The 26,828-nt window shown below is 58.2% G+C and carries 27 protein-coding genes and 2 pseudogenes; 9 read left to right on the forward strand and 20 right to left on the reverse strand.

The window, feature by feature from the left end; all coding sequences use genetic code 11:
• Positions 1-123: 123 nt before the first annotated feature.
• Together CXQ82_RS14670 and CXQ82_RS14675 are read right to left on the reverse strand one after the other, a co-directional pair.
• The gene (locus tag CXQ82_RS14670) at positions 124-753 is read right to left on the reverse strand and encodes a TetR/AcrR family transcriptional regulator (RefSeq protein WP_101270138.1); all 630 of its coding nucleotides are present in this window, start codon (positions 751-753) and stop codon (positions 124-126) included.
• Between the two features lie 183 nt (positions 754-936).
• Entirely contained in the window at positions 937-2,640 is a 1,704-nt protein-coding gene (locus tag CXQ82_RS14675; RefSeq protein ID WP_101270141.1) for an AMP-binding protein, read from the reverse strand.
• A gap of 149 nt (positions 2,641-2,789) precedes the next feature.
• Between CXQ82_RS14675 and CXQ82_RS14680 the strand changes: the two genes are divergently transcribed.
• Positions 2,790-3,602, forward strand: coding sequence for a MaoC family dehydratase N-terminal domain-containing protein (locus tag CXQ82_RS14680; RefSeq protein WP_101270143.1), 813 nt, complete (start codon positions 2,790-2,792; stop codon positions 3,600-3,602).
• A 59-nt stretch (positions 3,603-3,661) separates the two neighbouring features.
• Here CXQ82_RS14680 and panB read toward each other — a convergent pair whose 3' ends face one another.
• Complete coding sequence (gene panB, locus CXQ82_RS14685) at positions 3,662-4,495, reverse strand: 3-methyl-2-oxobutanoate hydroxymethyltransferase (RefSeq protein WP_101270145.1); 834 nt, start codon at positions 4,493-4,495, stop codon at positions 3,662-3,664.
• A gap of 23 nt (positions 4,496-4,518) precedes the next feature.
• Complete coding sequence (locus CXQ82_RS14690) at positions 4,519-5,136, reverse strand: LysE family translocator (RefSeq protein WP_101270147.1); 618 nt, start codon at positions 5,134-5,136, stop codon at positions 4,519-4,521.
• A 148-nt stretch (positions 5,137-5,284) separates the two neighbouring features.
• On the opposite strand from CXQ82_RS14690, the gene CXQ82_RS14695 reads away from it, so the two are divergent.
• The gene (locus CXQ82_RS14695) at positions 5,285-5,737 is read left to right on the forward strand and encodes an Lrp/AsnC family transcriptional regulator (RefSeq protein WP_101273794.1); all 453 of its coding nucleotides are present in this window, start codon (positions 5,285-5,287) and stop codon (positions 5,735-5,737) included.
• A gap of 270 nt (positions 5,738-6,007) precedes the next feature.
• Positions 6,008-6,349, forward strand: a pseudogene (locus tag CXQ82_RS14705) (L-2-hydroxyglutarate oxidase); the annotation flags it as partial.
• A 6-nt stretch (positions 6,350-6,355) separates the two neighbouring features.
• On the opposite strand, the gene CXQ82_RS14710 reads toward CXQ82_RS14705, so the two are convergent.
• Together CXQ82_RS14710 and CXQ82_RS31940 are read right to left on the reverse strand one after the other, a co-directional pair.
• On the reverse strand, positions 6,356-6,973 hold the full coding sequence (locus tag CXQ82_RS14710) for a LysR substrate-binding domain-containing protein (RefSeq protein WP_218274443.1): 618 nt from the start codon (positions 6,971-6,973) through the stop codon (positions 6,356-6,358).
• 16 nt (positions 6,974-6,989) lie between these two features.
• The gene (locus CXQ82_RS31940) at positions 6,990-7,166 is read right to left on the reverse strand and encodes a LysR family transcriptional regulator (RefSeq protein ID WP_218274444.1); all 177 of its coding nucleotides are present in this window, start codon (positions 7,164-7,166) and stop codon (positions 6,990-6,992) included.
• Between the two features lie 85 nt (positions 7,167-7,251).
• Here CXQ82_RS31940 and CXQ82_RS14715 point away from each other — a divergent pair, with 85 nt between their 5' ends.
• The gene (locus CXQ82_RS14715) at positions 7,252-7,761 is read left to right on the forward strand and encodes a polyketide cyclase (RefSeq protein ID WP_101270152.1); all 510 of its coding nucleotides are present in this window, start codon (positions 7,252-7,254) and stop codon (positions 7,759-7,761) included.
• Here CXQ82_RS14715 and CXQ82_RS14720 read toward each other — a convergent pair.
• On the reverse strand, positions 7,739-8,629 hold the full coding sequence (locus tag CXQ82_RS14720; RefSeq protein ID WP_256581927.1) for a LysR substrate-binding domain-containing protein: 891 nt from the start codon (positions 8,627-8,629) through the stop codon (positions 7,739-7,741). The genes CXQ82_RS14715 and CXQ82_RS14720 overlap by 23 nt on opposite strands.
• Positions 8,630-8,728: 99 nt before the next feature.
• Between CXQ82_RS14720 and CXQ82_RS14725 the strand changes: the two genes are divergently transcribed.
• Entirely contained in the window at positions 8,729-9,511 is a 783-nt protein-coding gene (locus tag CXQ82_RS14725; RefSeq protein WP_101270157.1) for an NAD(P)H-dependent oxidoreductase, read from the forward strand.
• 35 nt (positions 9,512-9,546) lie between these two features.
• Here CXQ82_RS14725 and CXQ82_RS14730 read toward each other — a convergent pair whose 3' ends face one another.
• From CXQ82_RS14730 to CXQ82_RS14755, 6 genes are all read right to left on the reverse strand, one after another.
• Positions 9,547-10,893 carry a carbohydrate porin gene (locus tag CXQ82_RS14730; RefSeq protein ID WP_101270159.1) on the reverse strand — a complete coding sequence of 449 codons (1,347 nt, stop codon included), beginning with the start codon at positions 10,891-10,893 and terminating at the stop codon, positions 9,547-9,549.
• A 72-nt stretch (positions 10,894-10,965) separates the two neighbouring features.
• Positions 10,966-12,258, reverse strand: coding sequence for a cytochrome c (locus CXQ82_RS14735; RefSeq protein WP_101270161.1), 1,293 nt, complete (start codon positions 12,256-12,258; stop codon positions 10,966-10,968).
• A 10-nt stretch (positions 12,259-12,268) separates the two neighbouring features.
• Entirely contained in the window at positions 12,269-14,041 is a 1,773-nt protein-coding gene (locus CXQ82_RS14740) for a GMC family oxidoreductase (RefSeq protein WP_101270163.1), read from the reverse strand.
• Positions 14,042-14,097: 56 nt separating this feature from the next.
• Positions 14,098-14,823, reverse strand: a complete 726-nt coding sequence (locus CXQ82_RS14745; protein WP_101270165.1) for a gluconate 2-dehydrogenase subunit 3 family protein — start codon at positions 14,821-14,823, stop codon at positions 14,098-14,100.
• Positions 14,824-15,072: 249 nt separating this feature from the next.
• A complete protein-coding gene (locus CXQ82_RS14750) occupies positions 15,073-16,080 on the reverse strand; it encodes a LacI family DNA-binding transcriptional regulator (protein WP_101270167.1) in 1,008 nt (335 codons plus the stop codon).
• Between the two features lie 114 nt (positions 16,081-16,194).
• Positions 16,195-16,905, reverse strand: a complete 711-nt coding sequence (locus CXQ82_RS14755) for a major royal jelly family protein (RefSeq protein ID WP_256581928.1) — start codon at positions 16,903-16,905, stop codon at positions 16,195-16,197.
• On the opposite strand from CXQ82_RS14755, the gene CXQ82_RS14760 reads away from it, so the two are divergent.
• Positions 16,792-17,862, forward strand: coding sequence for a DUF3732 domain-containing protein (locus CXQ82_RS14760; protein WP_256581929.1), 1,071 nt, complete (start codon positions 16,792-16,794; stop codon positions 17,860-17,862). The genes CXQ82_RS14755 and CXQ82_RS14760 overlap by 114 nt on opposite strands.
• A 140-nt stretch (positions 17,863-18,002) precedes the next feature.
• Here CXQ82_RS14760 and mobH read toward each other — a convergent pair whose 3' ends face one another.
• Entirely contained in the window at positions 18,003-19,727 is a 1,725-nt protein-coding gene (mobH, locus tag CXQ82_RS14765) for a MobH family relaxase (protein WP_101270173.1), read from the reverse strand.
• A 222-nt stretch (positions 19,728-19,949) separates the two neighbouring features.
• Here mobH and CXQ82_RS14770 point away from each other — a divergent pair, with 222 nt between their 5' ends.
• Positions 19,950-20,147, forward strand: a complete 198-nt coding sequence (locus CXQ82_RS14770) for a hypothetical protein (RefSeq protein ID WP_101273795.1) — start codon at positions 19,950-19,952, stop codon at positions 20,145-20,147.
• A gap of 132 nt (positions 20,148-20,279) precedes the next feature.
• Here the strand turns inward: CXQ82_RS14770 and CXQ82_RS14775 are convergent, their stop codons facing one another.
• Both CXQ82_RS14775 and CXQ82_RS31595 read right to left on the reverse strand, forming a co-directional pair.
• Complete coding sequence (locus CXQ82_RS14775; RefSeq protein ID WP_101270175.1) at positions 20,280-21,242, reverse strand: ArdC family protein; 963 nt, start codon at positions 21,240-21,242, stop codon at positions 20,280-20,282.
• A 127-nt stretch (positions 21,243-21,369) separates the two neighbouring features.
• Positions 21,370-21,696 (reverse strand): annotated as a pseudogene (locus CXQ82_RS31595) (hypothetical protein).
• 456 nt (positions 21,697-22,152) lie between these two features.
• Here CXQ82_RS31595 and CXQ82_RS14785 point away from each other — a divergent pair.
• The gene (locus CXQ82_RS14785) at positions 22,153-22,551 is read left to right on the forward strand and encodes a DUF3742 family protein (protein ID WP_101270178.1); all 399 of its coding nucleotides are present in this window, start codon (positions 22,153-22,155) and stop codon (positions 22,549-22,551) included.
• Here the strand turns inward: CXQ82_RS14785 and CXQ82_RS14790 are convergent.
• The 4 genes from CXQ82_RS14790 to CXQ82_RS14805 are packed head-to-tail and all read right to left on the reverse strand — an operon-like array spanning position 22,540 to position 26,625.
• A complete protein-coding gene (locus CXQ82_RS14790; protein ID WP_101270180.1) occupies positions 22,540-24,081 on the reverse strand; it encodes a conjugal transfer protein TraG N-terminal domain-containing protein in 1,542 nt (513 codons plus the stop codon). The two genes, CXQ82_RS14785 and CXQ82_RS14790, sit on opposite strands and share 12 nt — an antisense overlap.
• Before the next feature lie 10 nt (positions 24,082-24,091).
• Positions 24,092-24,400: a hypothetical protein gene (locus tag CXQ82_RS14795; protein ID WP_101270183.1), complete on the reverse strand. Its 309-nt coding sequence runs from the start codon at positions 24,398-24,400 to the stop codon at positions 24,092-24,094.
• A 3-nt stretch (positions 24,401-24,403) separates the two neighbouring features.
• Positions 24,404-25,786: an integrating conjugative element protein gene (locus CXQ82_RS14800; RefSeq protein WP_101270185.1), complete on the reverse strand. Its 1,383-nt coding sequence runs from the start codon at positions 25,784-25,786 to the stop codon at positions 24,404-24,406.
• Positions 25,783-26,625, reverse strand: a complete 843-nt coding sequence (locus CXQ82_RS14805; protein WP_256581939.1) for a TIGR03756 family integrating conjugative element protein — start codon at positions 26,623-26,625, stop codon at positions 25,783-25,785. Before CXQ82_RS14805 ends, CXQ82_RS14800 begins: the two co-directional genes overlap by 4 nt.
• Between CXQ82_RS14805 and CXQ82_RS31600 the strand changes: the two genes are divergently transcribed.
• The gene (locus CXQ82_RS31600) at positions 26,516-26,809 is read left to right on the forward strand and encodes a hypothetical protein (protein ID WP_256581951.1); all 294 of its coding nucleotides are present in this window, start codon (positions 26,516-26,518) and stop codon (positions 26,807-26,809) included. The genes CXQ82_RS14805 and CXQ82_RS31600 overlap by 110 nt on opposite strands.
• Positions 26,810-26,828: the final 19 nt, after the last annotated feature.

A 26,828-nucleotide genomic window follows, 5' to 3' on the forward strand; every position in this document is an offset into this window, starting at 1 on the left:
GTGGGCGATCGCGGTACGAAGAGTTGAAACGCTGGGGGAGGGCGAGCGATTACGGGGCGAGTTTGCAGGATGGTCTACCGAGCCTTAGTGGCACGGTATCCGAAGGAGGCGGTTTAAACTGGGTTATGCGCTGTGGGCGTGCTGGAGTGTTCTAAGGCTGTCATCCAGTAGTTTGTCCACATCGATCTCCAGGATTTTCAGGCGCCCGGTGCCTTTCATTAACAGGATGCCAAACATCCACGATGCGCCTGCGACCGCAAGATGATGCTTGTTGTCGGCTGTCGCAATCGCGTCGTTTTCCATGGCGTTGGCGACCGTTTCATACACAACCTTGAGCTTTACGTTCAGCTCACGGTTCAACTCACTGCCAACCCCGACGGGATGCGCGCCGCCGTAGAGGTAAAAGCCCAAATCGAACTCTGCAGGCCTGGCATCGAAGTATTCAAACCAGGCACGTAATGCGGCGAGGCTCTGTTTGCCTTTAGGCCCTTGATCGGCACCGTCCTTGACGGCTTCTGCCATGTTGACCAGAGACTCACGGAGGATATCTGCGTACACCTCCTCCTTGTTTGTGTACTGCGCGTAAATCGCCCCGGTGGTGCACCCTGCGATTTTGGCAATTTCACGCAGCGACGCACCATGCAAACCGACCTCGACAAATATTTGTTTGGCTGCGTCCCTGATCAGTTCACGGCGAAAGGCACTCAGTGCTGCTTTACGCTTAACGACGGGTGGCTTTACCTCTTCGTTCATAGTTGGCTCGCTGGGCTATCTAATTATGTTCATCTTCAAACAAGCTCGTATCGTTGAAATGAATGACTCGGGCTGCGAAGATAGGAATTTTCAATCATACCTTCGCACGTAGTGCCTGTCGAGGTGAAGACCTGTAGAGTCCCTGATTGTACAACGGCAGCCACTAACTACCGTCGCGCGCTATCAAGCGGTTTTTATTTCGCTAAGTCCCAGTTCATTAATCATCACCTCGCGCATGCTGAACTTTTGAACTTTGCCGCTTACTGTCATGGGGAACGCAGACACAAAACGAATGTACCGCGGGATCTTATAGTGTGCGATTGATCCACGGCAAAAAATTTTGACCGCCTCCTCATCCAGCGTGTAGTCCTCTTTAAGGCGAACCCAGGCACATATCTCCTCACCAAATTTAGAGTCAGGCACACCAAATACCTGAACCTCACCGATTGCTGGGTGACCGGATAGAAACTCTTCAATTTCCTTGGGGTAAATGTTTTCTCCGCCGCGTATCACCATGTCCTTGATTCGGCCCGTGATGTTGCAGTAACCGTTACTGTCCAACGTAGCAATATCGCCGGTGTGCATCCAGCCATTGGCGTCGAGTACTTCAGACGTCTTCTCGGCATCGCCCCAGTAGCCCAACATGACTGAGTAGCCTCGGATGCAGATCTGCCCGGGAACGCCTCGGGGAACGATGTTACCAACGTCATCGACGACCTTTGCCTCAATATGTGGTAATGCCGAGCCGACCGTGGAGACGCGGCGCTCAAGAACATCGTCGCGGCTGGTCTGGAAGCTTATCGGGCTGGTTTCGGTCATTCCATAGGCGAAGGTGATTTCGGTCATGCCTAGATCTGAAATGATTCTGCGCATTACGTCCATAGGGCAGGGTGCGCCTGCCATCATCCCGGTTCGCAGAGAACTGAGGTCGAATGTATGGAAGTCGGGATGTTCCAGAATTGAGATGAACATGGTGGGTACACCATGTAACGCTGTGCAATGTTCTGCTTGAATAGCCTCAAGGACTGAAAGAGCATCAAATGATTCGCTCGGTATAATCATCGCCGCACCGTGACTGATGCAGGCCAGGTTGGACAGTACCAAGCCGAAGCAGTGATAAAACGGTACGGGAATGCACAGTTTGTCTTTGGCCGTGAGCCCCATTCCCTGGCCGCAGAAGTAACCGTTATTAAGAATGTTATGGTGGGACAACGTGGCCCCTTTTGGTGAGCCGGTAGTGCCGCTGGTGAACTGGATATTGATCGCGTCATCAAACTTGAGTTTTACAGTCGGAATTGAGAAAAACTGACCTCGCTCACTGACACTGTCAAAACTTATAAAACCTGGCGAGGCCAGCTGGTTAATTTGAATGATGGTGTGCAGGTCCGGCAGGTCTTTTAGCTTCAAATCTCCTGGTGTTTGCGTACTTATGGCCGGCGCCATCTGATACAGCATTTCAATATAATGGCTACTCTTGAATTGAGTTGCGGTGACTAACGCACTACAGCCCACTTTCTTTAATGCATATTTAAGCTCTTCAGGCCGATAGGCTGGATTGATACAAACCAATATCAACCCTAATTTGGCCGTGGCAAATTGAGTGATGACCCACTCGACGTTGTTTGGCGACCAGATCCCGACCCGGTCTCCCGCATTGAGCCCCAGCGAGACCAGGCCACAGGCAAACCGATCGACCTGCTCGGCAAGCTGAGCGTAGGTCCAGCGGATGCCCTGGGAGCGCATGACCAACGCCAAGCCATCCGGATTTTTTCTGACAGCTTGGTCAAAGCTTTCGCCAATGGTCATTCCCAAGAGGGGATAGGTAGGGGTGCCACTGACATAGCTGTGAGCGACAGGAACATCGATTGCAGATGCGGCTGAACACATGACGGCCTCCAAACGGTGCGTGATTATAATTGTGTTCTTTACAGATAACACTGTTATCGTTAGCCTGCAAATGCTTTCTACCGGTCGTTTGCCTGCCTGAATTGGGAGCGTGCCGCCCGGACCATGTCTGTTTAAGTTTAGGAGTGCAGATGGATTACGCAGCTTGGATTGGAAAAGTTCAGGTGAGTCATGACTCGCTGAATCACTCCCATGTAAAACGCGTCGGTTGGACCCTTGGTCGGGCGGCCCCGTCCGATAGCGCGGACCTGCCGTTGCTCTGGCACTGGGCCTTTTTTCACGAGTCCGTCGACAGCCAGGAGCTGGGCGTCGATGGCCACCCGCTGACGGGGGACTTTCTTCCCGAGACACACGGCCGCAAGCGGATGTGGGCAGGCAGTCGGCTGACGTTTCATCGTCCTTTGAAAATAGGTGTGGCGGCACTGCGCAGGTCCTCGATCCTCTCCATTGAGGAGAAGGCTGGGCGTAGCGGCAGCCTGCTATTTGTCACCGTTGGACACGAATATAGTCAGGATGGCGACCTTAAGGTCTACGAGGAGCAAGACATTGTCTACAAGGCGGCAAACGGCACCGTAGTTGGAGGGGAGCCCCTGCCGGAAGGTGATTGGCAACGATCTACGCGTGTGCACCCAGCCCTGCTGTTTCGTTATTCCGCAATTACGTTCAATGCCCACCGCATCCATTACGACCTGCACTACGTGACTGAGGTTGAAGGCTATCCTGGGCTGGTCATGCATGGTCCGCTTGTGGCAACGCTTGCCTTGCAAAGCCTGCTTGAAGCGCATTCGGGGATCGTTCCACGCAGCTTCAGTTTCAAGGGCGTCCGCCCATTAATTGCCGGGGAGGACCTGATTGTTCACGGGCGGCTGACATCGCCAGGTGTTGCCGCACTCTGGTCTGGCAATACCCAAGGGGTCGGTCAAGTGGGTGAAGTTAGGTTTTGACGAGGGATAGCGGATGGGCGCAACGCCCTGAGCGGGCGTTGCGACAAGTATTTCAGGGCTCAGAACGTATGTTCAGGCCCCGGAAACTCACCGGTCTGCACCTCCCGCGCAAAGTCACTGGCGGCGGTACGGAGTACCGATCGTAGGTCCGCATATTGTTTGACAAAGCGCGGCAGGCGGCCGTTGCGCAGCCCCGCCATGTCCTGCCACACCAGTACCTGGGCGTCGCATTGGTTACCCGCTCCAATGCCCACAGTGGGGATCGACACCGCTTCGGTGATCGCACGGCCCACTTCTCCCGGCACCATCTCGATCAATAACGCAAACGCCCCGGCCGCCTCGAATGCCTTGGCGCTGTCGATCAGGCGTTGCGCATCATCGCCGCGCCCCTGAACCCGGTAACCACCCAGTTGATGCTCCATCTGGGGCGTGAAACCAATGTGCGCCATGACGGGAATACCGGACTGTGCGAGTTTCTCCACCTGGGGCAGCATCTCGATTCCCCCCTCCAATTTGACCGCATGCGCGCCGGCCTCTTTCATAAAGCGCACGGCGGTGTGAAAACATTGCTCGGCCGACGCCTGGTAGGCGCCGAAGGGCAGATCGGCAATCACCAGCGCCCGCTGGGTTGAGCGGCTGACCGCGCGCACCAGCGGAATCAGTTCGTCCACGGTCACCGAGAGCGTGGATTCGTAGCCATAGACATTATTGGCCGCTGAATCGCCCACCAGCAGCACCGGGATACCGGCCTCCTCGAAAATCGCTGCGCTGTACATATCGTAGGCGGTGAGCATCGCCCATTTGCGACCCTCGACCTTCATCTGCTTCAAGTGCGGGATACGAATGCGCGGCGCCGATTGGGCGTTGCCGTAGGGTGCAGGCTGATCAGTCATTTTGTTGCCTCGCTGAAAAGGGATTAACCCAGTACTTGCTCGATGAACAACACGATCGCGATTAGGATCATGGCCGCGCCGGAGAAACGGCTGACACGCCGGGCCGCTACGGGCCGGGCACGCAGCACGGTTTGGGAGCCATAGCCGACCAACAGATAGATCACTGCGCAGCTCAGCGTATGCACAAGCCCCAGCGCCACCATCTGCATCGGCACCGGCCAGGTTGCCGTGCTATCGGTAAATTGCGGCAGCAGTGCGAGGAATAGCAGGAACACTTTGGGGTTCAAGCCACTGACACATAGGCCCTTGATTGCCCAGCGTTGCCACGAATCCGATACCTGGATCTGATCCGCGTGGGGCGTGGCAGGGTGGGCAAGCATGTTGATCCCCAGCCACAGCAGGTAGCCGGCACCGGCAACGGTCAGCACAGATAACGCCAAAGGATGGTTGGCCACCAGCGTACCAACGCCGCCGGCGACGATCAGCGTGGCGATGATATGCCCTGACAGAAGTCCACCAACGGCAGGCAGTACCACGCGGCCTTTCAACCCTGCCGAAATGGCATAGGCCCAATCCGCGCCAGGGGTTATTACAAACAGAATCGACACGGCCCAGAATGCAACGAAGATACTCAAGGTCATGCCGCTGGCCCTCTCCGTTGATGACATCTACTTCTTTGCATCTCGTTGCCTCACGCATAAATGAACGCGAGGAAGAATAATGAAATGTGATTAGAATGTGCTTCTAAAGATAGTCAAGTTAGCGCTCTGGATTGGGAGAATCTTCCAGATGGATGAGATTGATCGCAAGATTATTTCTGAGTTGCAAAAAAACGGTCGTCTCTCGGTCACGGAATTGGCTGAACGGATAGGGCTTAGCCTGTCGCCGTGCCATCGTCGCGTGCGAGCGTTGGAAGAATCCGGGGTGTTGATGGGCTATCGCGCTCAATTGGACCCTGGAGCGCTGGGGCTCAATTTCTCTGCGATGGTGTTTGTCACCCTGCGCGAGGGCGACAAATCTGCTGTGCATGCGTTTGAAGCAGCGCTGATGCAGATCCCTCAGGTAATCGATGCTCAGCGGTTGTTCGGCGAGCCGGACTATCTGCTTCACGTCATTACCCAGGATCTGCCGGCTTTTCAGCGGCTGTACGACGAGAGCCTCTCAGCCTTGCCCAATGTGCAACGGCTGACCTCGACGCTCGTCATGAAGCGCGTCATTCAGGATCGGCCGCTGCCCGTGTGACTGTTGCGTCGATGCAGTAACAGCTTCACCGGCCAGCTCATCCGCATCTGCCTGTTCCGCTGTCGAGAGCTCGGAGGCTGTATGCCCGATACGCTTGAGCAACAGCGCGGGTAGTCATGGTGGGCTCCTATTGTTTTTATTGGATATAACCCTTCTTGAACGCTCGATGGGTTATTAGCGAAACGGCACGCCATGATAGTACAGGGTGCCGATCGCTAAATACGGGATTTCGTATCGTATATCGCGGTTTTGGATGCCTGCGAAGGCTGTAGCGTCTTGTTCGAGATATTCACCTCGCCCGGTGTGTTGAAAGTGCTCAAGGCCAACTTTAAGCCTGGGTTGATTGAGATGAGAAACTCGATCTTCAAGCGCGGCTATCTCAAGCAGGTGCAAAAATACTTCCCTTCTATCAACCAGGATGATTTGAAACCCTATCCTGCTGGTGTCCGCGCCCAGGCTGTGTCGAACAACGGCAAGTTGATTGACGACTTCCTGTTTGTGAACACCAAACTGAGCGTGAACGTGTGTAACGCGCCGTCGCCGGCGGCTACGTCGGCAATTCCTATCGGGGCGTTTATCGTCAGTAAGGTCAAGGCGCAGCTTAGCGCTTGAAGGCGTTCAGTCGAGTGCCAGGCAGGTGTCCACCAACAGGCTGCGTAACCAAGTGTGAACGGGGTCGTGATGGGTGCGCTCATGCCAGGCCACAGTCTTGCTGAAACCTGGAATGTCCAGCGGCGGTTCGCGCAACACCAGCCCATCGGCGTGCAACGCCAGGCGCCGGGGTACCACGGCGATCAGGTCGCTGGTGCGCAGGATCTCCGGTAGCACCAGAAAGCTGGTCACCGAAACCGTCACGCGCCGTGATCGGCCGATACGGGCGAGCGCGTGATCGGTTACCCCTTCGAAGGCGCCACCGGCGGGGGAGACCAGCGCATGATCCAGCGCACAAAAGCGCTCCAGGGTCAGTACCTCATGCCGTAATTCAGGGTGATCGGCGCGCATCACACACACATAACGCTCATCGAACAGCGCCGCCGAATGCAGGCCGGGCGGGGTGCTGTCGGGTGTCACCAGCGCCAAGTCGATGGCCCCACTGTCCAACTGGCCAGGCAGCTGTTGCGGGTCGACGGGTTGCACCGCGATGCGGATATTCGGCGCCTGTACGCGCAGTGCGCTCAGGAAAGGCACCACCACCGCCCGCAACGCGTAGTCGGTGGACGCCAGCGCAACCGTCATCGTCGCCGTGAGCGGGTCAAATGCCTGGGGTTGCAGGGTCGCCGAAACTTTCGCGCAAACGAGTGAGCATTCCGCTGACGGCGGGCTGGGTCAGCGACAAGCGCTCGGCGGCGCGGGTGACGCTGCGCTCATCCAACAAGGCATCGAGGGCTTTGAGCAGGTTGAGGTCGAGGTGTCTGATATCAGAATTCATGATGCTCTGCATAAAAGATGACGATTGGTTTTATTTCACGATAATACCGACGATGGCGCCAGTCCATTACCACTGAGTACTGAGCATGAACGAGATCATCTGGCCGCAAGACTACCTGCCAGGCTTCACCGAGAATTTTGTCTCCAATGAAATCATCGTCGCCGGCCTCGCCGCCGCGGATATCTGGCCGTTGTTGAGCCATGCGTCGCAATGGCCGAGCTACTACGCCAACTCGGCGAATGTGCGCTTGCATGACGGCGTGGGTCCTGAGCTAGAAGACGGTATGCGCTTCTACTTTGAAACCTTCGGGTTCCCGGTCGAAGCGCAGTGTAATGAATTCGTCCCCCCGGCGGACGGCCAGCCAGGTCGGATTGCCTGGCATGGTTGGGCGGGCGAGGGCGATACCCGCCTGGATGTTCATCATGCGTGGCTCATCGAGGACCTGTCGCAGGGGCGCGTACGCGTCCTCACCCAGGAAACCCAAAAGGGTAAGCCGGCAGTAGAACTGGCCATGGCTAGGCCCAACCCGATGATCAATGGCCATCAGGACTGGTTGAATGGGTTGGTCCGGGCTACACGTGAGGCGAGCAACTAAGTGCCGATTGCAATAACCACTGCCGGAGTTGCTCGACGGGTGCACGCAAGGGCGCGCTAGCGCGGTGAACCAGATAGTAACCCTTGCCGACGGACAGGGTTGCTTCGAACACCTGCTCCAGTTGCCCCTGCTCCACGGCCTCTTCGACCAGCCAGGGACTGGTCAGCACCACTCCCTGACCCCGCCGCGCCGCATCGATGGCGAGTTCGGGCTGGTCGAAACGCAGGCCGGATGCCATTTGTGCATCGGCCATACCGAGCTGTGCGAGCCACGCGGGCCAGTGCGCATGCGACGTGGTGTACAGCAGCGTCGTGCGCGTGAGGTCGGCGAGCGAGCGTAACTGCAGGCGCTCGCGATACAGCGGGCTGCAATACACCCGGACCTCATCCGCCAGCAACAACTCGGCCACCAACCCTTGAACCTTCCCATCGCAATGGCGTACGGCAAGGTCAACTCCATCGTGGTTGACGTCAACCAGATCGGTGCTCGCACTCAGGTGCAGCTTGAGTTGAGTGTGCTGGCGAGTGAGTGTCGGCATGCGCCGAGCGAACCACGAATTGGCAAAGGCGGGTGGCAGGCTAAGGCGCACTTCCTGGCCCTGCCGGTGACGCAGCGCAAGGCTGGTGTTCTCCAGCGTCTGAAGTGCGGGCTGCACCTGTTTCCAGTAGGCCAACGCTTCCTGAGTAGGATTCAGCTTGCGCACGGTGCGAGTGAACAACGACACGCCCAGCCAACCCTCAAGCTTACGGATCTGCTGCGCCACGGCACCCGGGGTGACAAACATCTGCTCGGCAGCCAGGGCTGCACTGCCGGTGCGCATGACTGCGTCGAAGCAGGCGATGGCCTTGAGGGGGACTTCAGGTTTCATGGCGCAGTTTTTCTCTTTCATACGGCTAAAAATGATGATTTGTCGTGCTCGGGGTCAGGCGTAAGAATCACAGGCATCATTGGTCTTGAGGAAATGCAGATGAATGTCCTGATTGTGTATGCCCACCCGGAACCTCGTTCCTTCAATGGTGCACTGAAAGACCTGGCGAGTGAAACCCTGACGGCCCAGGGACACAAGGTTCAAGTGAGTGATCTTTACGCACTGGAATGGAAGGCGCCCCTCGACGGCGCCGATATCACCACGCCGCGGGTGAACACAGAGTTTCTGAATCTCCCTGCTGAACAGGAGCACATGTTCATCCAAGGCCGCCCGACCTTTGATGTGGAACAGGAGCAGGCAAAGGTGCTTTGGTGTGATCTATTGATTTTCCAGTTCCCGATCTGGTGGTTCTCAATGCCAGCCGTGCTCAAAGGCTGGGTCGACCGCACCATGACCCGTGGCTTTGCGTACGCGTCCGGTGAGAAATACGACAACGGCAAGTTCAACGGCCGCAAAGCCATGGTCTGCGTCACCACCGGCACCGCCGAAAGCCTATATCAGCCCGATGGGATCGATGGCTGCATGACCCATATTCTCTGGCCGATCCACAACGGGATATTTCGCTACCTGGGGTTTGACGTGTTGCCACCCTACGTTGCCTGGATGCCGGGCAATGTGTCTGAGGAACAACGCATTATTTACCTGCAGAGGTACAAGCAGGTGCTCGAGGTTATTGATGAGGTTGAACCGCTGTTTTTTCACCCGCGTGAAGACTATGGCGACGATCAACGCCTGAAGGCGGGAGTGGTGGCCCGGTCGGGGTTCCAATGGAATCCACGCGCTGGGCAAGGTCACGACAAGGCCGCGGATGACTTCACCTGATCGTAAGGGCGCGGTTGATCGCACCCTGCACGAGGTCAGAACAGGGTTTGCACTTCCATGCCAAACACCAGCGAATTCGGCACTTCGCGCACGCCGTCAGGGTGCTTGATGTACTGCAGGTTTGGCATCGCACTCAGCCAGCGGGTGGCTTGCACGCGGTAGTTGAGTTCTGCGACGTACATGCTGTGTTGCTCTGGCACGTAGCCAGTCGCGTCATAGCCCAAGCCACTGGCTTGATTGGCCGTTTGCGCATTGCGCAGCAGGTGTGAGCTGGCATGCACGCGGGCCACGCCGAAACCCAGGGCATCCTTGGGGCGTGCATCAAACGGGCCTTTGTAGAGTGCGCTGATTTTCTGGTAGCTGTCGACGGGAGTGGTCGCGCGGTCGTAGAACGATACGCTGGCAGTCAGGGTCATGCCGCGCGACGGGTCGCCGTCCACCGAGGTGACCTGCTGCTTGCCCACCCACCAGTAACCGTGGCGGCTTGAAACGCTGCGGTAGTCGTTGCCGGTCAGCGCGGCGGGCTGGCTGGCGTCATCTTTGTAGAGGTCTGTGCCATCTGCCGTGCTGCGAAAGTAACCGATGCGGTATTCGCCCGGCAGGTCGTTGACGCGGGGTGTCCACACCAACTCCACCGGCACCAGCGTGCCCCTGGTACCGGCGGTGTTGAGCTTGAATCCGTTGCCGTTTTCCAGGTTGGACGGGTTGACGTTGAACGCGCCGACCTGTGCATATACCTCATCGCTCAAGCGATAGCGCAGGCGTGCCGCCCATTGGCTGATGGGACCGTTGTAGATGCTGTCGACGTAGTTGCCCGGCTGCGAACCGCAGAAGGCCAGGTTCTGGAACACGCAATCTTCGGCGGCAAACTCGTCGCTCACCGCAAAGCGGCCGGCCTTGAGGTTGATACGATCGTTGAGCCAACCTTTGCTCAGCCACAGTTCACCCAAGCGTGTGACGCTGCCGCGACCATTGATTTCCTGGGTTGACCCCATGCCGCGCGCCCTCGGGTCGTCGGTCTTTTCACCGAGTTCCTTCCCGTTGCGGTTGGAGACCGCCACGCTGAAGAGCGCGTCTTCCCAACCCATGAACTTTTGCAGGTCGATATCGGCGCCAAGGTTGAACTGGTCCGAATAGCGTGTCGGGTGTTCGTGGCGGCTGTAGCCGCCGAGCAGGCTGGTGGCGGTTTCACCGAGGTAGCCCATCTTGATATCGACGCCCAGCTTGAGCAGGTCGGTACGCAGGCCGCCCCAGTCGCCGGTCATCCAGGGGGATTCGGCGCCAAAGGCGTCGGCGCTGGCTGTGCCACTGGTGGCACAGAGGCAGAGCAGCAGGGCGGTGGCAGATCCGTGTGGCAGTGCGCGGAGAGGCTTGAATTCCATGATAGGTGGGTCTTCCTGGGTCAAGGGTGGTGCCGGGCAGGGCGCAGCGCTTACTGCCGGCAATTATTGTTATTAATGGTTCAACCATGGCTGCGCATCGAGTTGAGTGCGCGCGTGTTTCACATCGTCCGGGGTTACGCGCGGTGCGCTGTTGCCCCAGCTGTTGCGGATGTAGGTGAGTACCGCCGCGATGTTGTCGTCCGGCAAGCGCCAGTCGAAACGCGGCATGCCGGCTCCAGTCGGATTGCCTGTGGTGACCGGGCCTTCGGCCCCCTTGAGAACTACGTGCAGCAGGTTGGCCGGGTCTTCTGCGTTTACCTGGGCGCTGGCGCTCAGCGCGGGGATCATGTGGCGCACGCCTGAACCATCGGTGTTGTGGCAGGCGTTGCACTGGCTTTCCATCACGCGCTTGCCGGTAACCATTTGCGGGTCGCTTGCGGCGATAGCCGCTGTGTTGCGCGCTGGGCTGGCTGGCAACTGCTGCAGGTAGGCGGCAATGGCCTTGAGGTCCGGATCGGTCAGGTGTTGGGTGGAATATTCCACGGCTTCCTGCATTGGGCCGGAGGCCACGCCCTGGCGGCTGGCGCCGGTTTTCAGGTAGCTGACGATGTCGTCAGTGGTCCACTGGTCTAGGCCGACCTTGTGGTTACCGGTCAGGTCAGGCGCATGCCAGCCCTGCAAAGTCCCGCCGTGCAGCGCGTCGCTGACATCGCCACCGAGGACATTTTTGGCGGTGTGGCAGGCAGCGCAGTGCCCGGGACCGTTGACCAGGTAGTCGCCGCGGTTGATGATGGCGGTCACCCCGGGCACCGGCGTAAAGGGCTGATCACGAAAGAACAGCAGGTTCCATCCCGCCAGCAACACGCGCTGGTTATAAGGAAAGGGCAGTTCGTTCTCCACCACCTTCTGCTTCACCGGCGCGACGGTACCCATGTACGCCCACAGATCGGCGATGTCCTGGTCGGTCATCTTGGCGTAAGCGGTGTACGGCATGGCCGGGTACAGATAACCGTGACTACCGATGCCGTGGCGCACCGCTTTGTCGAAGCGCTCCAGGTCCCAGTGGCCGATGCCGGTTTCGGTGTCGCTGGTGATGTTGGATGCCTTGATTATGCCGAAGGGCGTTTCCAGCGCGTACCCACCCGCGTACGGCGGCTCGCCCGGTACGGTGTGGCAGGCCATGCAGTCGCCCATGGCGGCGACATATTCACCGCGTTTTATCTGCCCTTGCAGAGGGCCGCTGTTGTCGGCCTGCACGGGGGCAAAGGTGCGGTGTTCGCCGTAGATGGCAAACCCGATAAACCCGGCCGCGCCGAGGATGCCGCAGCCTGCAACGACCGCAGCGAGCTTGGTGAGCTTTTTCACGGTGTGTTCCTCAGCGGGTCAGCGGGCCAGGTTGGCGCAGGTAGTCGTTAATGATGGCTTGAGCGGTCCACAAGGTCAGCGCGCTCAGGGTGCCGGTGGGGTTGTAGCCGGCATTGTTCGGGAACGACGATGCTCCGATCACGAACAGGTTGTGGGCGTCCCAGCTCTGCTGGTAACGGTTGAGGGCCGAGGTGGCCGGGTCGAGGCCCATGGCCGCGCCGCCGATGGTATGGCCGCTGTCGTACGCGCGTGACGGTGAGAACGGTTGATCCGGGAACGCCTGCGCATCCCAGGTCTTGGCCCCGCTTACACGGCAAATATCGGCAATCCGGTCGCGTACGAAGCGCGCCATTTTGCGGTCGTTTTCGTTGTACTCGAAGGTCATGCGCAGCAAGGGCTGACCGTTAGCGTCCGAGTAGTTCGGGTCCAGCGAAAGGTAGCTTTCGACGTGGGCGTAAGAGGTGCCCTGGCCCTGGATCTTGGCGTAGTTCTGGTAGCTGTGCTGGAAGGCTTTTTTCCACTGCGAGCCCCACATTTTTGTGCCGGCCGGCACGCGGTCGGTCATGCCCATGGGCGTGGCCTGGTCGCTCAGTGCCTGGATGCCCGCGCCGCCCAGAAAACCCAGGTTGGTGTGGTCGAAGTTGTCGCCGTTGTAGTCATCGATCTGGGTCGATAGGGCGCCGGTGGAGATGAAGGGGTTCATGTATTCGTTTTCGAAATACAGGAAGCCATAGGACATGGTCTGGAAGTTATACGCTCGGCCGATGGTGCCCTTGCGTGTTTGCGGATCATACGGGGTGCCGACTTCGGACAGCAGCATCAGGCGCACGTTGTCGAACTGGAAGGCGGCAAACACCACGATATCGGCCGGTTGGAAGCCGATGTTCTTGTCCGAATCAAGAAAGGTCACGCCGGTAACGGTCTTGCCGTCGGCAGCTTTCTCAGCCTTGAGCGCGGTGCATTCGGTGAGCAGGGTGAAGTTCGGCCGAGTCATCAGCGCCGGGATCACGCAGGCATTGGGCGATGACTTGGACCAATTACCGCAGCCGTAGAACCCGCAGAAACCGCAGTAGGTGCAGGGCGCGAGATTGATCCCCAGCGGGTTGGTGTACGCTGCGCCGATGGTGCCGGCGGGGATCGGAAACGGGTGCAGGCCCATTTTTTCGGTAGTCTGGTGGAAGATGTCATTCCAGCGCGAACGCACCAGTGGCGGGGTCGGGTATTGCGAGCTGCGCGAACCTTCAAACGGGTTGCCGCCGGGTTGCACCTGGCCATTCAATACGCCGGCTTTGCCGGAGATGCCGGAGATTTTTTCCCAGCGATCGTAGTGCGGTTCCAGCTCTTCGTAGGTCACACCCCAATCCTGCACGATCAGACCTTCAGGCAGCTTCATGTGCGGGTAGCGTTCCTTGACCCGCGTGGCCATGGTGAAGTCCGCCGGGGTGAAGCGCCAGGCGTTGGCCGACCAGTGCTTGCCGGCACCGCCCACGCTGTAGCCGACCACCCAGTTATTCATGTCGCGGCCGGGCAGGGCTTTTTCATGGCGGTTGTTGCGAAAGGTCAGGGTTTCGACGCTGGGCGGGCGCAAGGCCTCGCGTCGTGCGCCATAGCGCAATTCGTCGGCGGCAATGCTAGGCGGCATATTGCGGTGGGTTTGCTCCCACGGGCCACGCTCGATCACCACCACATTCAGGCCGGCGCGAGTCAGTTCTTCGGCCATCAACGCGCCGGCCCAGCCCAGGCCGACGATCACTGCATCGGCTTTAGGTCGTGTGTAATTCATGAATGCTTTCCAGATCAGGCATGCGCCTATACGGCGTCATTGGGATGAAGTTCGATTCAGATGCGGCCGATGAGGCTGACCGGGATAATGTCCAGCTTCTGGCCTTTAAGGTTGACGTAGTCGCGGTAGTCGTAACGGGCGCCAGGGAAACCGACCATTTTCCAACCGGCCATGTCCTTGTTGCCGCCGTAGATCGGGTCGGCGAAGAAACCTTCCTGCACGTTGCTCAGCAATTGCGTGAACAACGCGTTCGAGGGTATGGACGCCAGCTGCACGTCGCCGCTTTCCATATGTTCAAGCAGCTCATCCTGCTGTTCGGCGCTCAGGGCCTCGAAGCTGTTGCCCAGGTGGGCGTGGCAGTACGCGTCCAGCTCGGCCAGGCCCTTGCGGTAGAGATACGCCGGGGTTCTCAGCGACTGGTTGCCCTGGGTGTCGCTGCCTTTTTCTTCCGGGCCACTCAGGTAACGCAACGCACCGGCGGCCCAGGGCGTGACCAGTTGGTGATCGATAAACACCACACAGCCAGCTTGCGAAGCACTGACGCTGATGTCATCCGCCGGGATCAGGCGGTCGAAAATGGCCGTGACCTGGGCGAATTCTTTGTCGGTCAGGAACATGCGTTTTGTCGGGTCAACCGGGGAGGGCGGCAAGGTTTCTTTTGCCAGCCACTTGGTGCCACCGTTGAGGACCCGCAGCGCTGCACCGGCAGGTCGAAAAATCGAGGCAGCCACACTGGTGCTGATCAGCACCATGCCGGCTTTCAACACACTTCGACGATCCATCTTTACTCCTTCTCAGGTACGGCGATCGGCGCTGGGTTTGCGTGCAACATGGCACGCTTAGAGAGCGCTCTCATTTTCTATGAAAAAATAAACGCTACCTGAAAAAGAGAGCGTTCTCATTTTGTGACGAAAAAAAACCAGCAACCGCTGGGCAGAAGACTGCTCCGTGTGCTGGCAGGCGGCGATTCTAGGCCGCGACACAATGTCGCGTCAATCCGCCCCGAGCGCGAAACGCCCCGGGTGTGCAGGTCAGGACGCTTTTGCGGGGCCGCAGGAATGGCGCAGAACCAGCTCCACCGGCATCACGTGGCGACGTATGCGCTTGGCGCCGTTGGCAATCATTGCCTCAAGGGAATCAACGGCTGTTTGCGCCTGGGCGTGGATATCCTGGCGCAGGGTCGACAGGGAAAACACCGAGTTCGCGGCGCTGGGAATATCGTCAAAACCTACCACGGAGACATCCTCCGGCACAGACAAACCCATGCCCTTGAGGCGATCAAGTACGCCCAGGGCGAGAAAGTCATTGGAGGCGAAGATCGCCGTCGGCGGGTTGGCGTCGCTGAACAGTGCGTCGACGCCGCGTCGGCCCGAGGCCGCATCATGGGTGCCGCGCAGGAAAAACGGTTCGAGCCCGGCTTCCTCCATCACCTCGCAATAGGCCTTGGTGCGTTCCCGCGCAGACGCTTCATTGCCACCGCCCAGGTGAGCGATACGCCGGTGGCCTAAGGAGAGCAGGTGCTCCATGGCCGTTCTGACGCCTCCATTGTCGTCGACGGTAATCACTGTGACTCGCGGATGGTTCACGCGCTGACTGCCCAGGTACACACACGGCAGGCTATCGGCGATGGTGCTGATGGCTTTGGACGTGATCAGCGGCGCGATCAGGATCACGCCTGCCGCCCGAAAGCGCAGCAGCCGCTCGGTCTCGTTCACTGCCGAGCCGTCCTCGGCCGAGCGCAGGGTGGTCACGGGCTCGAAGCCACGGTCCAGCAGGGCGCGATCCACGGCTTGGGCCAACTGGATATGGAAAGGGTTGCTCGGGTCGCCAATGATCAACCCGACGATGGAGGAGTGCGCGGATACCAGGCTGCGTGCGGCCAGGTTTGGCCGATAGTTGAGCTCGGCGGCAATCGCGGCAATGCGCTCACGCGTCTCGGCGCGCACACCGGGGTCGCCACGCAGGGCGCGGGAGGTTTGCGCACGGGACATATTGGCCGCCAGGGCCACATCTTCCAGGGTCGTGAAGGGTTTTTTCATGGGCGAGGTCAGGCGCTCTGAAGAAAGAGGCGCAGAGTATCGCATGATCCATGAAATGCGTTCAGCCGAACGCCCTTGACGGGTTATGTCAGAGGCGCCTGCGTTAGTTTGGATTTACTTTTGGAACGACATTGAGTGCCCTAGCGGGATGCCCTCCACCAACGTCGGCAGTGCCATTGAATAGACACTGAAGGTGCCTGAAGTCGCATTCACGCCACGGTTGAAGTTAGCCAGCAGTTCGCCCTGCGTGGCCGGGATCAGCAGGCGGCGGTTGGCGTCGATAAACAGCGCATCCGGGCCGATCAGCCGGTCATCCTGGATCAACGTTGCGGTACGACCATCGGGTGCAACGATGCCGATGCTGCGCGACTCGACCAGGCCCAGGTACAGATTGCCGAGCGAGTCGATGCAAGTACCGTTGATAGTGCCTTTGTCGAAAGCCTTCACAATATGCCGTTCCAGTTCGGCATCGCTGACGGACGGGTCATCCAGCAGCTTGCGTGGAATCTTCCACATCGGGCTGCTGGGGGTGGAGAACAGCAGCCACTGACCATCCGGGGTGATTTCCAGCATGTTGGCGTGCACCTGCGGGCGTTTGCCGTGCTCGTCCTCATACAGGCGGCCATGGGTTGCCAGCAAGGGGCTGTCCACGGGCTGACGCAGCATCGGGCGGTTGCTCAAGCGGCGCACGGTTTTGCCGGTGTCCAGGTTATGGATGATCAGGCCGCCAATGTCGGCGTCGGTGATATAGACGCGATGATCAAACACCCGCAGGTCATTCATGACCGTGCCGGGCGGCAGGATGTCCTTATCGAAGCGCAGCACCCGCAGTGCCTTGCCGGTCTTGCTGTCGAATTGCGCGACTTTGGCCGCGCCGGGCAGGAAATTTCTTCCTATGCGCGTGAGAGCTTGCGCGATGAGGAGGGTAAGATAGCTAAGAAGCTCACAGACCAAAAAGAAACTATGTCTAGTATCCAGTCGAGAATTACTCGCTTGGAGAAGCAGGTTGAAGATCTTAAGAAGAGTAAAACGGTCGATGAGATTGCGCTGCGAGTGAAACATCGCTTGGAATTGGAGATTGAAAACTACTCCAATAAACCGAAGTCAGAGTTTGAAGGCACGCGGAAAACAATTGAAGCCAAGATGGCTGAGCTTAAACCCATCTTGGATGGATATGACGTGCCCGGGAAAATGCGCGACCTGAGCGACTTAATTAATAATGAAATGGCGCGAATTGGTGCTGGCTTTGATTTCGAGCCTGCTTATATGCCAATAAACCTGAAATTTGATCTCGAAAATTTCGACTTGTGGCATGAAAGCGTCGAGATGGGCAACCTGTACCTTCGCTCTATGGGCAGTGGTGCGAATTGGCTGTATTCGCACCTGACGCTATTCCTGGCTTTGCATTCGGTATTTGCACTTAAGCACAAGGATGGGTGCAAGATCCCCCCAATACTATTTCTGGATCAACCAACGCAGGTCTATTTTCCGGCTAAGATCGACCACGGGCAGCAGGGCTTTAACGCCCTGGCCTTGGCGAAGCTCACCGATCGGGTGGAAAAGGTTGATGAGGACATCGGGTCTGTCACCAATATGTTCGACAAGCTCGTAGAGTTTTGCCAGGAAACGAAAGAAGCGACTGGGATCATGCCCCAGATAATCGTCACCGATCACGCCGATGAACTTGAGCTGAGTGGTGAAGCTGATTTCCAATCATTCGTTAGGGTCACTTGGCGCAAGCGTGGGTTCATCGCTGACCGTCCCGCGGAAGTGCCTGCATGATCACACTGGGCTCGCTCCAGTCTGGAGTGAGCCCAGATAACGTCAAGATTCGGTGACACAGGCCTCGAACAGGGAGGCAAATAGGAAGCAAGGATTGCGGCGCGAGTACAACAAACGTCTGAAGGATGTGATTAGCGTCGTTAGCCATCATCAAGCACGAGAAAAGGGTTATCTGGCGGCAGCGATTCTAAAAGTGACGTCGGCTCCGAAATCAGATAGCCCTTCAAGGTCGTTTTCTTCCTGGGACCTTGCACTTTGCACGCCCAGATATTCAAGCCGTTGCCTCGCTTCCTGTGGATCTTCAGTTTCTCGAACTCCTTCTGCACCCAGCGCCACTCTTCAGTTTCTTGATTGGCACCCTGTGAGATACCAGGAAACTCCTGAACGTAGCGTTGGAAGAGACCAGGTGTTACTAGAAACACCGAACCGCGCACCGTGTGCACCTTGGCCTTGCTGTCGTTGATGATCAACTTGTGGCTCTGGATGCCTTCCTTGACCCAATTCACAAAAACCTGACCAGGGTTACTCGAAAGGGGCGTTGGGATTTCGAGAATGCTTTCTGACGGCGCATCACTGACCTCGGGTTCTGCCAATTCGAACATATCCAGCAACGTTCCGAGGTAGTCGGTATCCTCCATCTCCGGTGGCTCGGGCTGCAATGGGCTTTGAGTTGATCTCGTACTGACTGACTTGGACGCTCGCAGTGATACAGGAGCATCAGTCGGGGGTGCATCGATTGCAACACTCACCGTTCCGCTGAAAGCCTCAGGCCTGTCTTCGTTCCCCCAGATCAACGCCGGTTGAAGGCGCAGAAAGGTAAAGGTCTGCTGCCAGTTTCCCTGCGCAACCAGAGCGGTCCAAATGGCTTTGCCTTCCGGGGTCGACTCGGCCAGCCCATGCGACTGCAGCTCGTCGAACACCGCGATGTTGGACGAGGGAATGCCCTCAATCGATTGCGACAGCAAATAGGCTCGCAATTTGTCGGTGACGGTCTTGCTGACCAGCCAGAGCGCGTCCTGGGTCAACCATCCCGCGGCACCTGGCTGGTTGAGTTTCAGCTCGTGTTGAACCAGATGACGCAGTCCGCTGATCAAGTGATGTTGCAGGGAATGAATCGGCGCTAGGAGCGCCTTGCTAGGGTTACCGCCAATGTTCTGTGCGGTGGAGACCCGGTCGGCCTGCATCACCAACTCACCGAGCACGCCGGCACGTTCGTACTGGCCCGCCAGGACATACAGCAGGCTGGCCCACAGCGACGGAAATCCACTGAGCCAATCGAGGATGGGCCGGTCGAGAATCTGGGTGTAGAGCAAACCTGCAGCGGCGCCGTGCAAGTGATAGTCGCGCCCCTTGATGTAACGAAAACGGTAGGGCTGATCCAGCGGGCCCTGCCAAGGATGCCAACGACGGCCATCTTGGCGTTCAACCAGCAGGTCCACGGCGATTTTGCCGATGTCATGCAGCAGGGCACCATAAGCGATTCCGGCGGACCAGGCATCAATCTGGGCGGCTTGATCTTCGGGCGCGGCGCCGGTGGGAAGCAGATACGACTGACGCAGTTTCAAACCACAGGCGACCAGTTCCAGCCCATGGTCGAGCATGCCGCCGAGATACGCATGGTGGTGCGACTCGCTGGCCGGGAGTTGCTGGACCTGTTCGGCGTAGCGATGGATCGGATTTAAATAGAGCTGGATGAACTGCGCGTGGGAGAGGGCGGTGTACTGCCAGATGCGATCGAGCAACTGGCGGCGGTGCTCCGCGGCTAACAAGCTGCGGGCTGACTCGATGGGCAGGTAACCTTCGGCGACGTTCACAGTCGGTGGCGGAGGGAGCTTCTGCCTTTTATGGCGAAACAGACTGAGCATCGCGACCTCCGGGAAGTGGCTGGGTCAGTGGCCTTTTAGCCTTTTCGGATAGAGCTCTTACCCTTGAGTCCCCATTCCCTTCCAACCCTTTCCCGTCCTTTTGGCTCGTGTCCCTTTGTGCGGCAATGGAAATATTGATTCTTCTAGACATCGTTTTGTTGGGGGCTAGTACGGAAAAGAAAAGAGTCGGTACACTGCGGTGCATATTTTTTGGGTCTTGCAATGAACCTCACTGACGCCACGCTCGTGCTGCTGCTTGCGGCACGTATCCATGGGACAGACGAAGCTGTCAGGGCTTCGGCGAAGAGCGTGGTCAAGAAGTTGCCGCGCAGTAAACGCGATCTGATCTACAAGGTGATCGACAGCCGGAGTCCGCTTGAACTAGTGGATTTTCTGGCGCAGAACCTGGATGCGTCATGACAGGTTGCGGGTGTTTACCCATCTCTGATTCTTTGCCTCAGAGCCCCGCGGGATGGGGCTTTTTCTGGGCGCAGAAAAAAGGGCTCAACTCGCGTTGGGCCCTGTGAAGCGTTTACAGCGGAGAGGTAACGATTAAGCTCCATCGCTCATGCATTGCGAGTCATCCATTACCGTCTGTTTCAGTTGCTGCTCCAAGTTGAGTACATATTCCGAGGCGCTTCGGGCGTGGCCACTGGCACGAAAGATTGCGCGCTTGTCAGCCTTGAGCAGGCTGAGCCAGTACTCGATGTAGCCCTCGTGCCTCAGCTCTCCCTGTATACCGGTGTAGGCACATAAAAACGCCGCGCCCATTTCGGCGATCAACTCCTCAAACGCGTAGCCTGGCGAGCCGAACGGACAGGATGACGTCACGCCTTCGCGCTGCAACCGAGTGTGATGCCCGGTCCAGTGCGTCAGCTCGTGCAGTGCGGTGGCGTAGTACCCACCTTCATCGTGAAATTGCGCTTTTGTCGGCAGTTGGATGAGATCCCCAACCGGAAGGTAAAAGGCTTCGTCGGTAGGCCGATGAACGATTTGTGCACCCGAACGTAACAGTAGATTTTCCGCAGAGCTGTTGGCCTGGAAGGGATCACTCGGTTCCGTCTCGAACAGGGTTTCATTGAGCGCTTCGAGCCCCTCCGTTTGCTCGATGTTGAACAGAAAATGCGTCCTGACAATGCCGAAGTGAGCGACCTTGGGCTGACCGTTTTCATTGAGTACGGGTTGGCCTGACTCTGTCTGTTCCTCGCGCTCCATCGGCTTATAGAGCACCGCCAGAGTGCTGTGCTCACCCTTACGGATGTGCCCACTGGCCTTTTTAGCTTGGTTGAAGGTCAGCCAACGATCTTGAGTGAACCCCTGCAACCTGGCCTCGGCCCAGAGCAACGGTAAGTTGATGCCCGAATACGGACGACGCGTGATGGCGTTGATGGGGTAGGGTTGATGATGACCGACGTCAGTTGAGCCACTTGAGGACCAGGGTTTGATCCAGGGGGCAACGCCTTGGTCCAAAGCGGCAACGATCTTGTCAGTCACGTCTTGGTAGATATCGCGCATGGCATTTTCCTCGAGAGAAAACGGAGGAACGCCTTGCCCGTCGGGGAGGGTTCCCCGGTGGGTGATAGGTTGGATTGATTCAGGTCCTGCATGTTGTCCGAATGTGGATTTGAGAGCCGAGATAGGGTTATCTGCGTTTAGCGTTGGCCTCTTCTGCAAGCGCTATCAGCAAGGCGCCAGGTTGACCCAATTCTTGGAGTAGGGTGAGACTCAATTGCAGCGACGGGTCGTGGTCTAAGTGATCTGTTGATTGAATGTGGACTACCTCGAACAGCACATAGGGCTCGTGTGGAGAGGACAGGTGAGCGCGTCATACGTGGCTCAGCCGATCGACCTGCAGCTTCTCAGCGTAATCTGAGTGATCGAGCAGTACTGCGCGTTGCCACGCGCGAGGGGTGAACACAATGGGCAGCCGAAGGGCGTTCAGTGTTTTCGGTGTCAGTGAGTCGGGCATGGTATGTCTCCGTTGAAAACGCGAAGAAACCTGTCCCGTGCGGGGAAAGATTCCCCCGCCGTGGGTTAAAGAAAAACAAGAGGGCTTATCTCACGAGCAGCGCTCGAAAGGCGTTCAGGAGAGCAGTAGGCGTTCATCACCGTACCAACGGTCACTGTGCGAGCCACCGAACGCTAATCGCACTTGGGGAGAACCATCATTGAAGTGACGTAGCCTTGAAGGTTCTGGCTACCTGGGAAAGTGCTGTCGATAACAGCGATCCGTACCTTGTATTTAACCGGACGATTTGTATGTGTCAATGACTGTAGAGACGCTGTTTCACGGAGATTGTCTTCTGTCTTCCAGCGAAGATTTTTCGGCTGGGGCAAACTGATAAACGGTCAGGCACGGGCCAATTTAAGTAGTACGCTATTACTCCTGTCTCAACCATGAAAACGCTCGGAAGAGGGCGAGACCATGCCGATTCAGCAACCTGTTCAGAGTTCACGTGCCCACCGCTGGGCGTACGTCTGTGGTATGTCGGTGAAGCGTGGTTACCGTAGGTTGAAAACCTTTGAATTCCGCGTGGTTGAGCGTGCGGAGACGGTAGGTATGCCCGCAGGTAAATTACTTGTTCGCGGGAGTTTTCTGGCTGCCAAACTGGCATTGATCGGAGGATTGCTCTTTGTCAGTGTTTGGCTGGTTACTTTTTTTGTGATGATGCTGGCTGTCATCACTTTGCTTTGGTTCAGGGCTTTTGTTGGTTCCGATCATCAAGAGGAAAGTCCAGGGCCAGACTACCTAGGTGCTGATCTCTACATTGGTGACTTCGACGACAATGGGCATTATATAGGCGACAGCAAATCATCTAATTGAGCGCTTAGCAGCACCCAATATTTGATCTGTGCCTTTGCTCGCTGAATCACTTGCGGCTTTGCTACCGTTCGCCAACATACCTTGAATCCCGGTGCCGACTGAATATCCTGCCCAACTCATGGCCCCTAGAAACAGCATCGGTAGCACGATGAACATCGACCCCATCACGTACTCGATCACCTGCGCGGTGACAGTCCCATCCATAAACCCGGAAGTGGGCAGCGACAACAGCGCCTGATTGGAAGCCGAAACCTGGTTGTACAAGGTCTCGAGCATGCTGGAGTCGACCCAGCGGGCCAACTCCCACCAGAAACTCAGCATGTGCAGTGTGAACAGCGCGAACGTCACCGTCATGACGGTCTTTAGCTGGTAGGTACTGACCAGCAAGATCAACGGCAAGCTGATGATGACGCCCATGATCAGGAACGCCTGCACCATCGGCAAGGCGGCGCGTAATGCATTCATTGCCGGGAAGTTGCTGAAGGAACCTAGGGCCAACCCGGTATTGGTGGCTAGGTTATTGAGCCCCTGATTGATCGAACCGCCACGAGCGCTGGAGCCGTAGTCCTGATACACCTGTCCGGGCGACATGGACATCGATTGCTGGCGCGGGCTGACCAGCTCGCGCAGGGTGGCGTCTTCGATCTCGTTGCTCGAACGCCCAGTCAACCAACCTTTCAGCTGAGTCAGCAGCGAAGGATCGACCTGCTCGATCAAGCGCTCGCGTAGCCCGACACCACTGTCGCTCCACCACTGCTTGCAGGTGGGGTAGCCCGCGCCATTCTCCAGCCGCGGCAAGGAAACGTCGCGGTTGTCGTCATACGGCCAGTTGACTCTCGGTGTGCGTGAGCGATCCATATCGTAGTAGCCGGGTGTGTCGAGAAGATAGCTTGAGCCGATCCAGGACGCGTCGTGACTTTGTGCCTTGTCTAACTGCGGGCGATTGGTAAACAACCGAGAACGGGAGTAGCCATAGCAATCGCGAGTGAAGTCGGCAACTTCCTGCAGCAGTACCTGACTGTCGATGCGCGAGCTGTCGATCTCCATGCGCATCTGCCGGATGTCCGGTGCGCAGGGAATGGAGGCGGTGGCCGCTGCGGTCACGCCTTTGCTCAAGGCATGCACCAGAAACCACCAGATAGGTACGTTGGCGGAGCGTTCGCCAATGGTATTGAAGGTCGTCCCCCAGGCGGTTTCCGCTGGCTTGGCCACACTCACGCCGCAGCGCTGGCTCGCCGCATCATCGAACGCCATTGACGAGAGGCTCAACGGAAAGATCGGCGCGCAGCCGAACAAGACGACGATGTAGGCCAGCCACAACCGGTTCTCGATCCGCGGTACCGAGAGCAGTCCCTTGTTGCCTTCATCCGCGCCTTGCTGACAGGCTGACAGCCATTCCTGGAGGATAATCGCACCGAACGGCGCCGCGAATAGCCCAGTGTCGGACAGGACACTCCAAAGGCCGTTGTTGATGATCCAGGCCAGCAGAGAGAGGTAAAACTCCAGGTAGCTGTTGGTGCTCATGAGCATGGTGGTGACCTCACAGTCGGGTGAGTTCGACGCAGGTAAAGAGCACGAGCCCTAATGCTCCGATGCGTTTCACGCGCAGTCGATCCTGTGGTCGATGGCGGTAGCGCCGAAGCAGATCCCACCAGAGCGCAAAGAGGGCGGCGTAGAGCAGGGCGCGCCACCACCGCAGATTGGGTCGTGCGGATTCGAATGCCTGCTGCCAGACCTCGAAACTACCCAGCGCAGTGCGGCCGATCCAGGCGACCAGTGCGGCGGTGAGGATCATCACCGCGGCAATCCCCAGACCTGAAAGCAGAGTGAATAGCGGTGAGCGTTTCATGGCTCACTTGTGCCTGGCGTCAGCATCATTAAGTCGACCGGGCTCAGGGTCGCCTTGCTCGACGGTGCGCGAAGCATCGGCGCCACCGGCATGCCGGTCGAGTACCAGGCTGGCGGTATTGGTGGCGAGCATCTGCCGGACCTGCAGTTCCGTCTGCAGCAGGCGGATTTCGCGCTCCAGGGCGTCGATATTTTTCGTCAAGGCGGTTTGGGCCGGCTCGACGGCGGCGATGTTCGGCTCGTGACTACCCGCCAGCAGGGTGCGCAGTAGCAGCAGTGCCTTGTCGAGTACGCTGGACAAGGCCGTCTCACTGGCCAGGCGCCGTGCCAACAGATCCTGGTCGGGATCGTCGCGCAAGGCTTCGATCACAGCACGGGTCACCGGCAGCATTGGGCTGGAGGCTTTAGCCAGGTTGTCGGGGGTAGGCGACAGTGAGCCGGACAGCAGCCCTTGCAGGGCCTTTAGACGTTCGCTGTAGGCCTCCTGGATCAGCGGCGTCAATCCGCTGCCAGCGGTCGCACGCAGGGTTTCGCAGGTGTCGCAAGTCGCGACTTCGCTCTCACCCAGCACGCGAACGGCCCATTCGGACTCCTCCTGGGGCGAAGCCCAGGTCTGGCAAATGGCCCCACCCAAACAGTCGCTGCTACTGATTGACGCACTGTCATCCACCGTCCGGTTATGCAGCAAGTTGTAGCCCGCGCGCACTACGTCGGAGGTCACCCGAATGGGCGTCTGCCCATTACCTCCGGCCTTTGAGCCGCCGACCCAGGACACCCCATTGTTGCCGTTATGGGCCTCGGTGTTTTTCACCGCGGCCACCGCATCGCCGCCGGTTTGCTCCAGATTGCCCTGCATTTCTTGGTTCTTGGCCAGCGAGCCCCAGCCGGCCTGACCGACCTTGTCCGCCATCTTTTCGGCCATGGCTTGGCAGGTCAGCTTGGAGCGGTCGAAGTCGATACGACCTTGCATCACCCCGTTACTCAGCAACTCATAGAGGCCAGGATTGGCACGCTGGATGATTAACGCCGGCAGCGACATTACCGCTTGGGTCGCGTTCTGCACGATGCTGCCCATGATCTGCTGGAAACCTTCGGTCACGCCATTCAGTTGGTTTTGCAGGGTGTTGGTGAGGCTCATGTTTCCGCACATCATGTTCGCTCGCCATGACCCGCCGACACCAAGACCACTGGGTCGGTAGAGCGAACTCGGTGAGCCGACCGCCGAGCCGCCACCAATGGTGTACATCACTCGGTCGTCGAGTACTTCGCCTTGAGTGCCCAGGCGGTAGTCACCTTCGGCGGCGTCGGCATGCGTGGCCATGGTGAGCAGCCCGCAGAGCAACAGACTCGTCACGCCCAACCATGGTCGTCCGAGAAGCCGACTCATGAAGCACCGCCTTCGAAGTCGATGCTGAACAGAAAGGTCTGCCCCTCGCGCTTGCAGCAGCTGTAGGGACGCCACAACGACCAGGCGTAGCCGCCATCCGAGCTCTGTACCGGATCACTGGGGAAGATGGCGCACGTGGGCTGAACCTGAGGGTAGAGCAATTGCCATTTGTGGGTTGAAGCGTCGTTTTCAACGATCGGGCGAGGCGGCCAGTAGCCGTCGCGTTTGGCGGGCGTGAGCGGTACATACACATGCGGTTGCCAGTTGCTGGTAGTCACATCGCCGGCCCGTTGCGCCATGACTGCGGCGGCCTTGAAGTCGTCGGGCTGTACCAGAAAGCCCTGCCGGGGATAGACGTTGCCCCACATGTTTCCCGAAGCCTGACGTCCGATTTCACGGATCCCCGGCATGAGCGACTCGGGGTAAAGACTTTCCGGGATGCCATGGCGCCAGGCCAGTGAGTCCAGGGTGCTCAAGTAGTAGGGCATGAATGCCGTTGCACCGCTGGCGCAGGCATAGCCGGATTGCGAAGCCAGTTGCGTTGCGACCCAGCCACCGGGATGGCCGATGCCATCGACGTTCTTGAAGCGGGGTAGGTTGTCGCGGTGGGTGTTCGGGGTGATCAGGTTGCCGCCACCTTCCGCACCGCTGATGGGAGAGGAAAGGGTGGTCATCTCGGTCCAGGGATTATTGCCGGTGGTGGCGTAGCTCGAGACCACGAGTTCAGGAATGAAATGGCGTACCTTGGTCGAGGTTTTGACCTTGCAGCCTAAGGGTGTGCACAGGAGCCAGAAACAAATACCGACGACCCTGTATGCAAGGCAATTCGGCGACAACACAGAAGACGTGATGCTGCCGGTGTCCAGCGCCATGCTAGGGCCGCACGCCAGCAGGAGGCTCAGCGCCAAGGGCCTTAGCTTTGTGGGTGGGATTGACGAGCAGGCAGCAGGCATGATCCAGGCTCTTGGTGTATGGCCTGGTCAGGTTCGGTTAGGGATTGAAGACTGTCAGTGGAGATTATGAAGGCGGATCTATCGGGTTT

Source organism: Pseudomonas sp. S09G 359, from assembly GCF_002843605.1.
In the GTDB taxonomy this organism is placed as follows: domain Bacteria; phylum Pseudomonadota; class Gammaproteobacteria; order Pseudomonadales; family Pseudomonadaceae; genus Aquipseudomonas.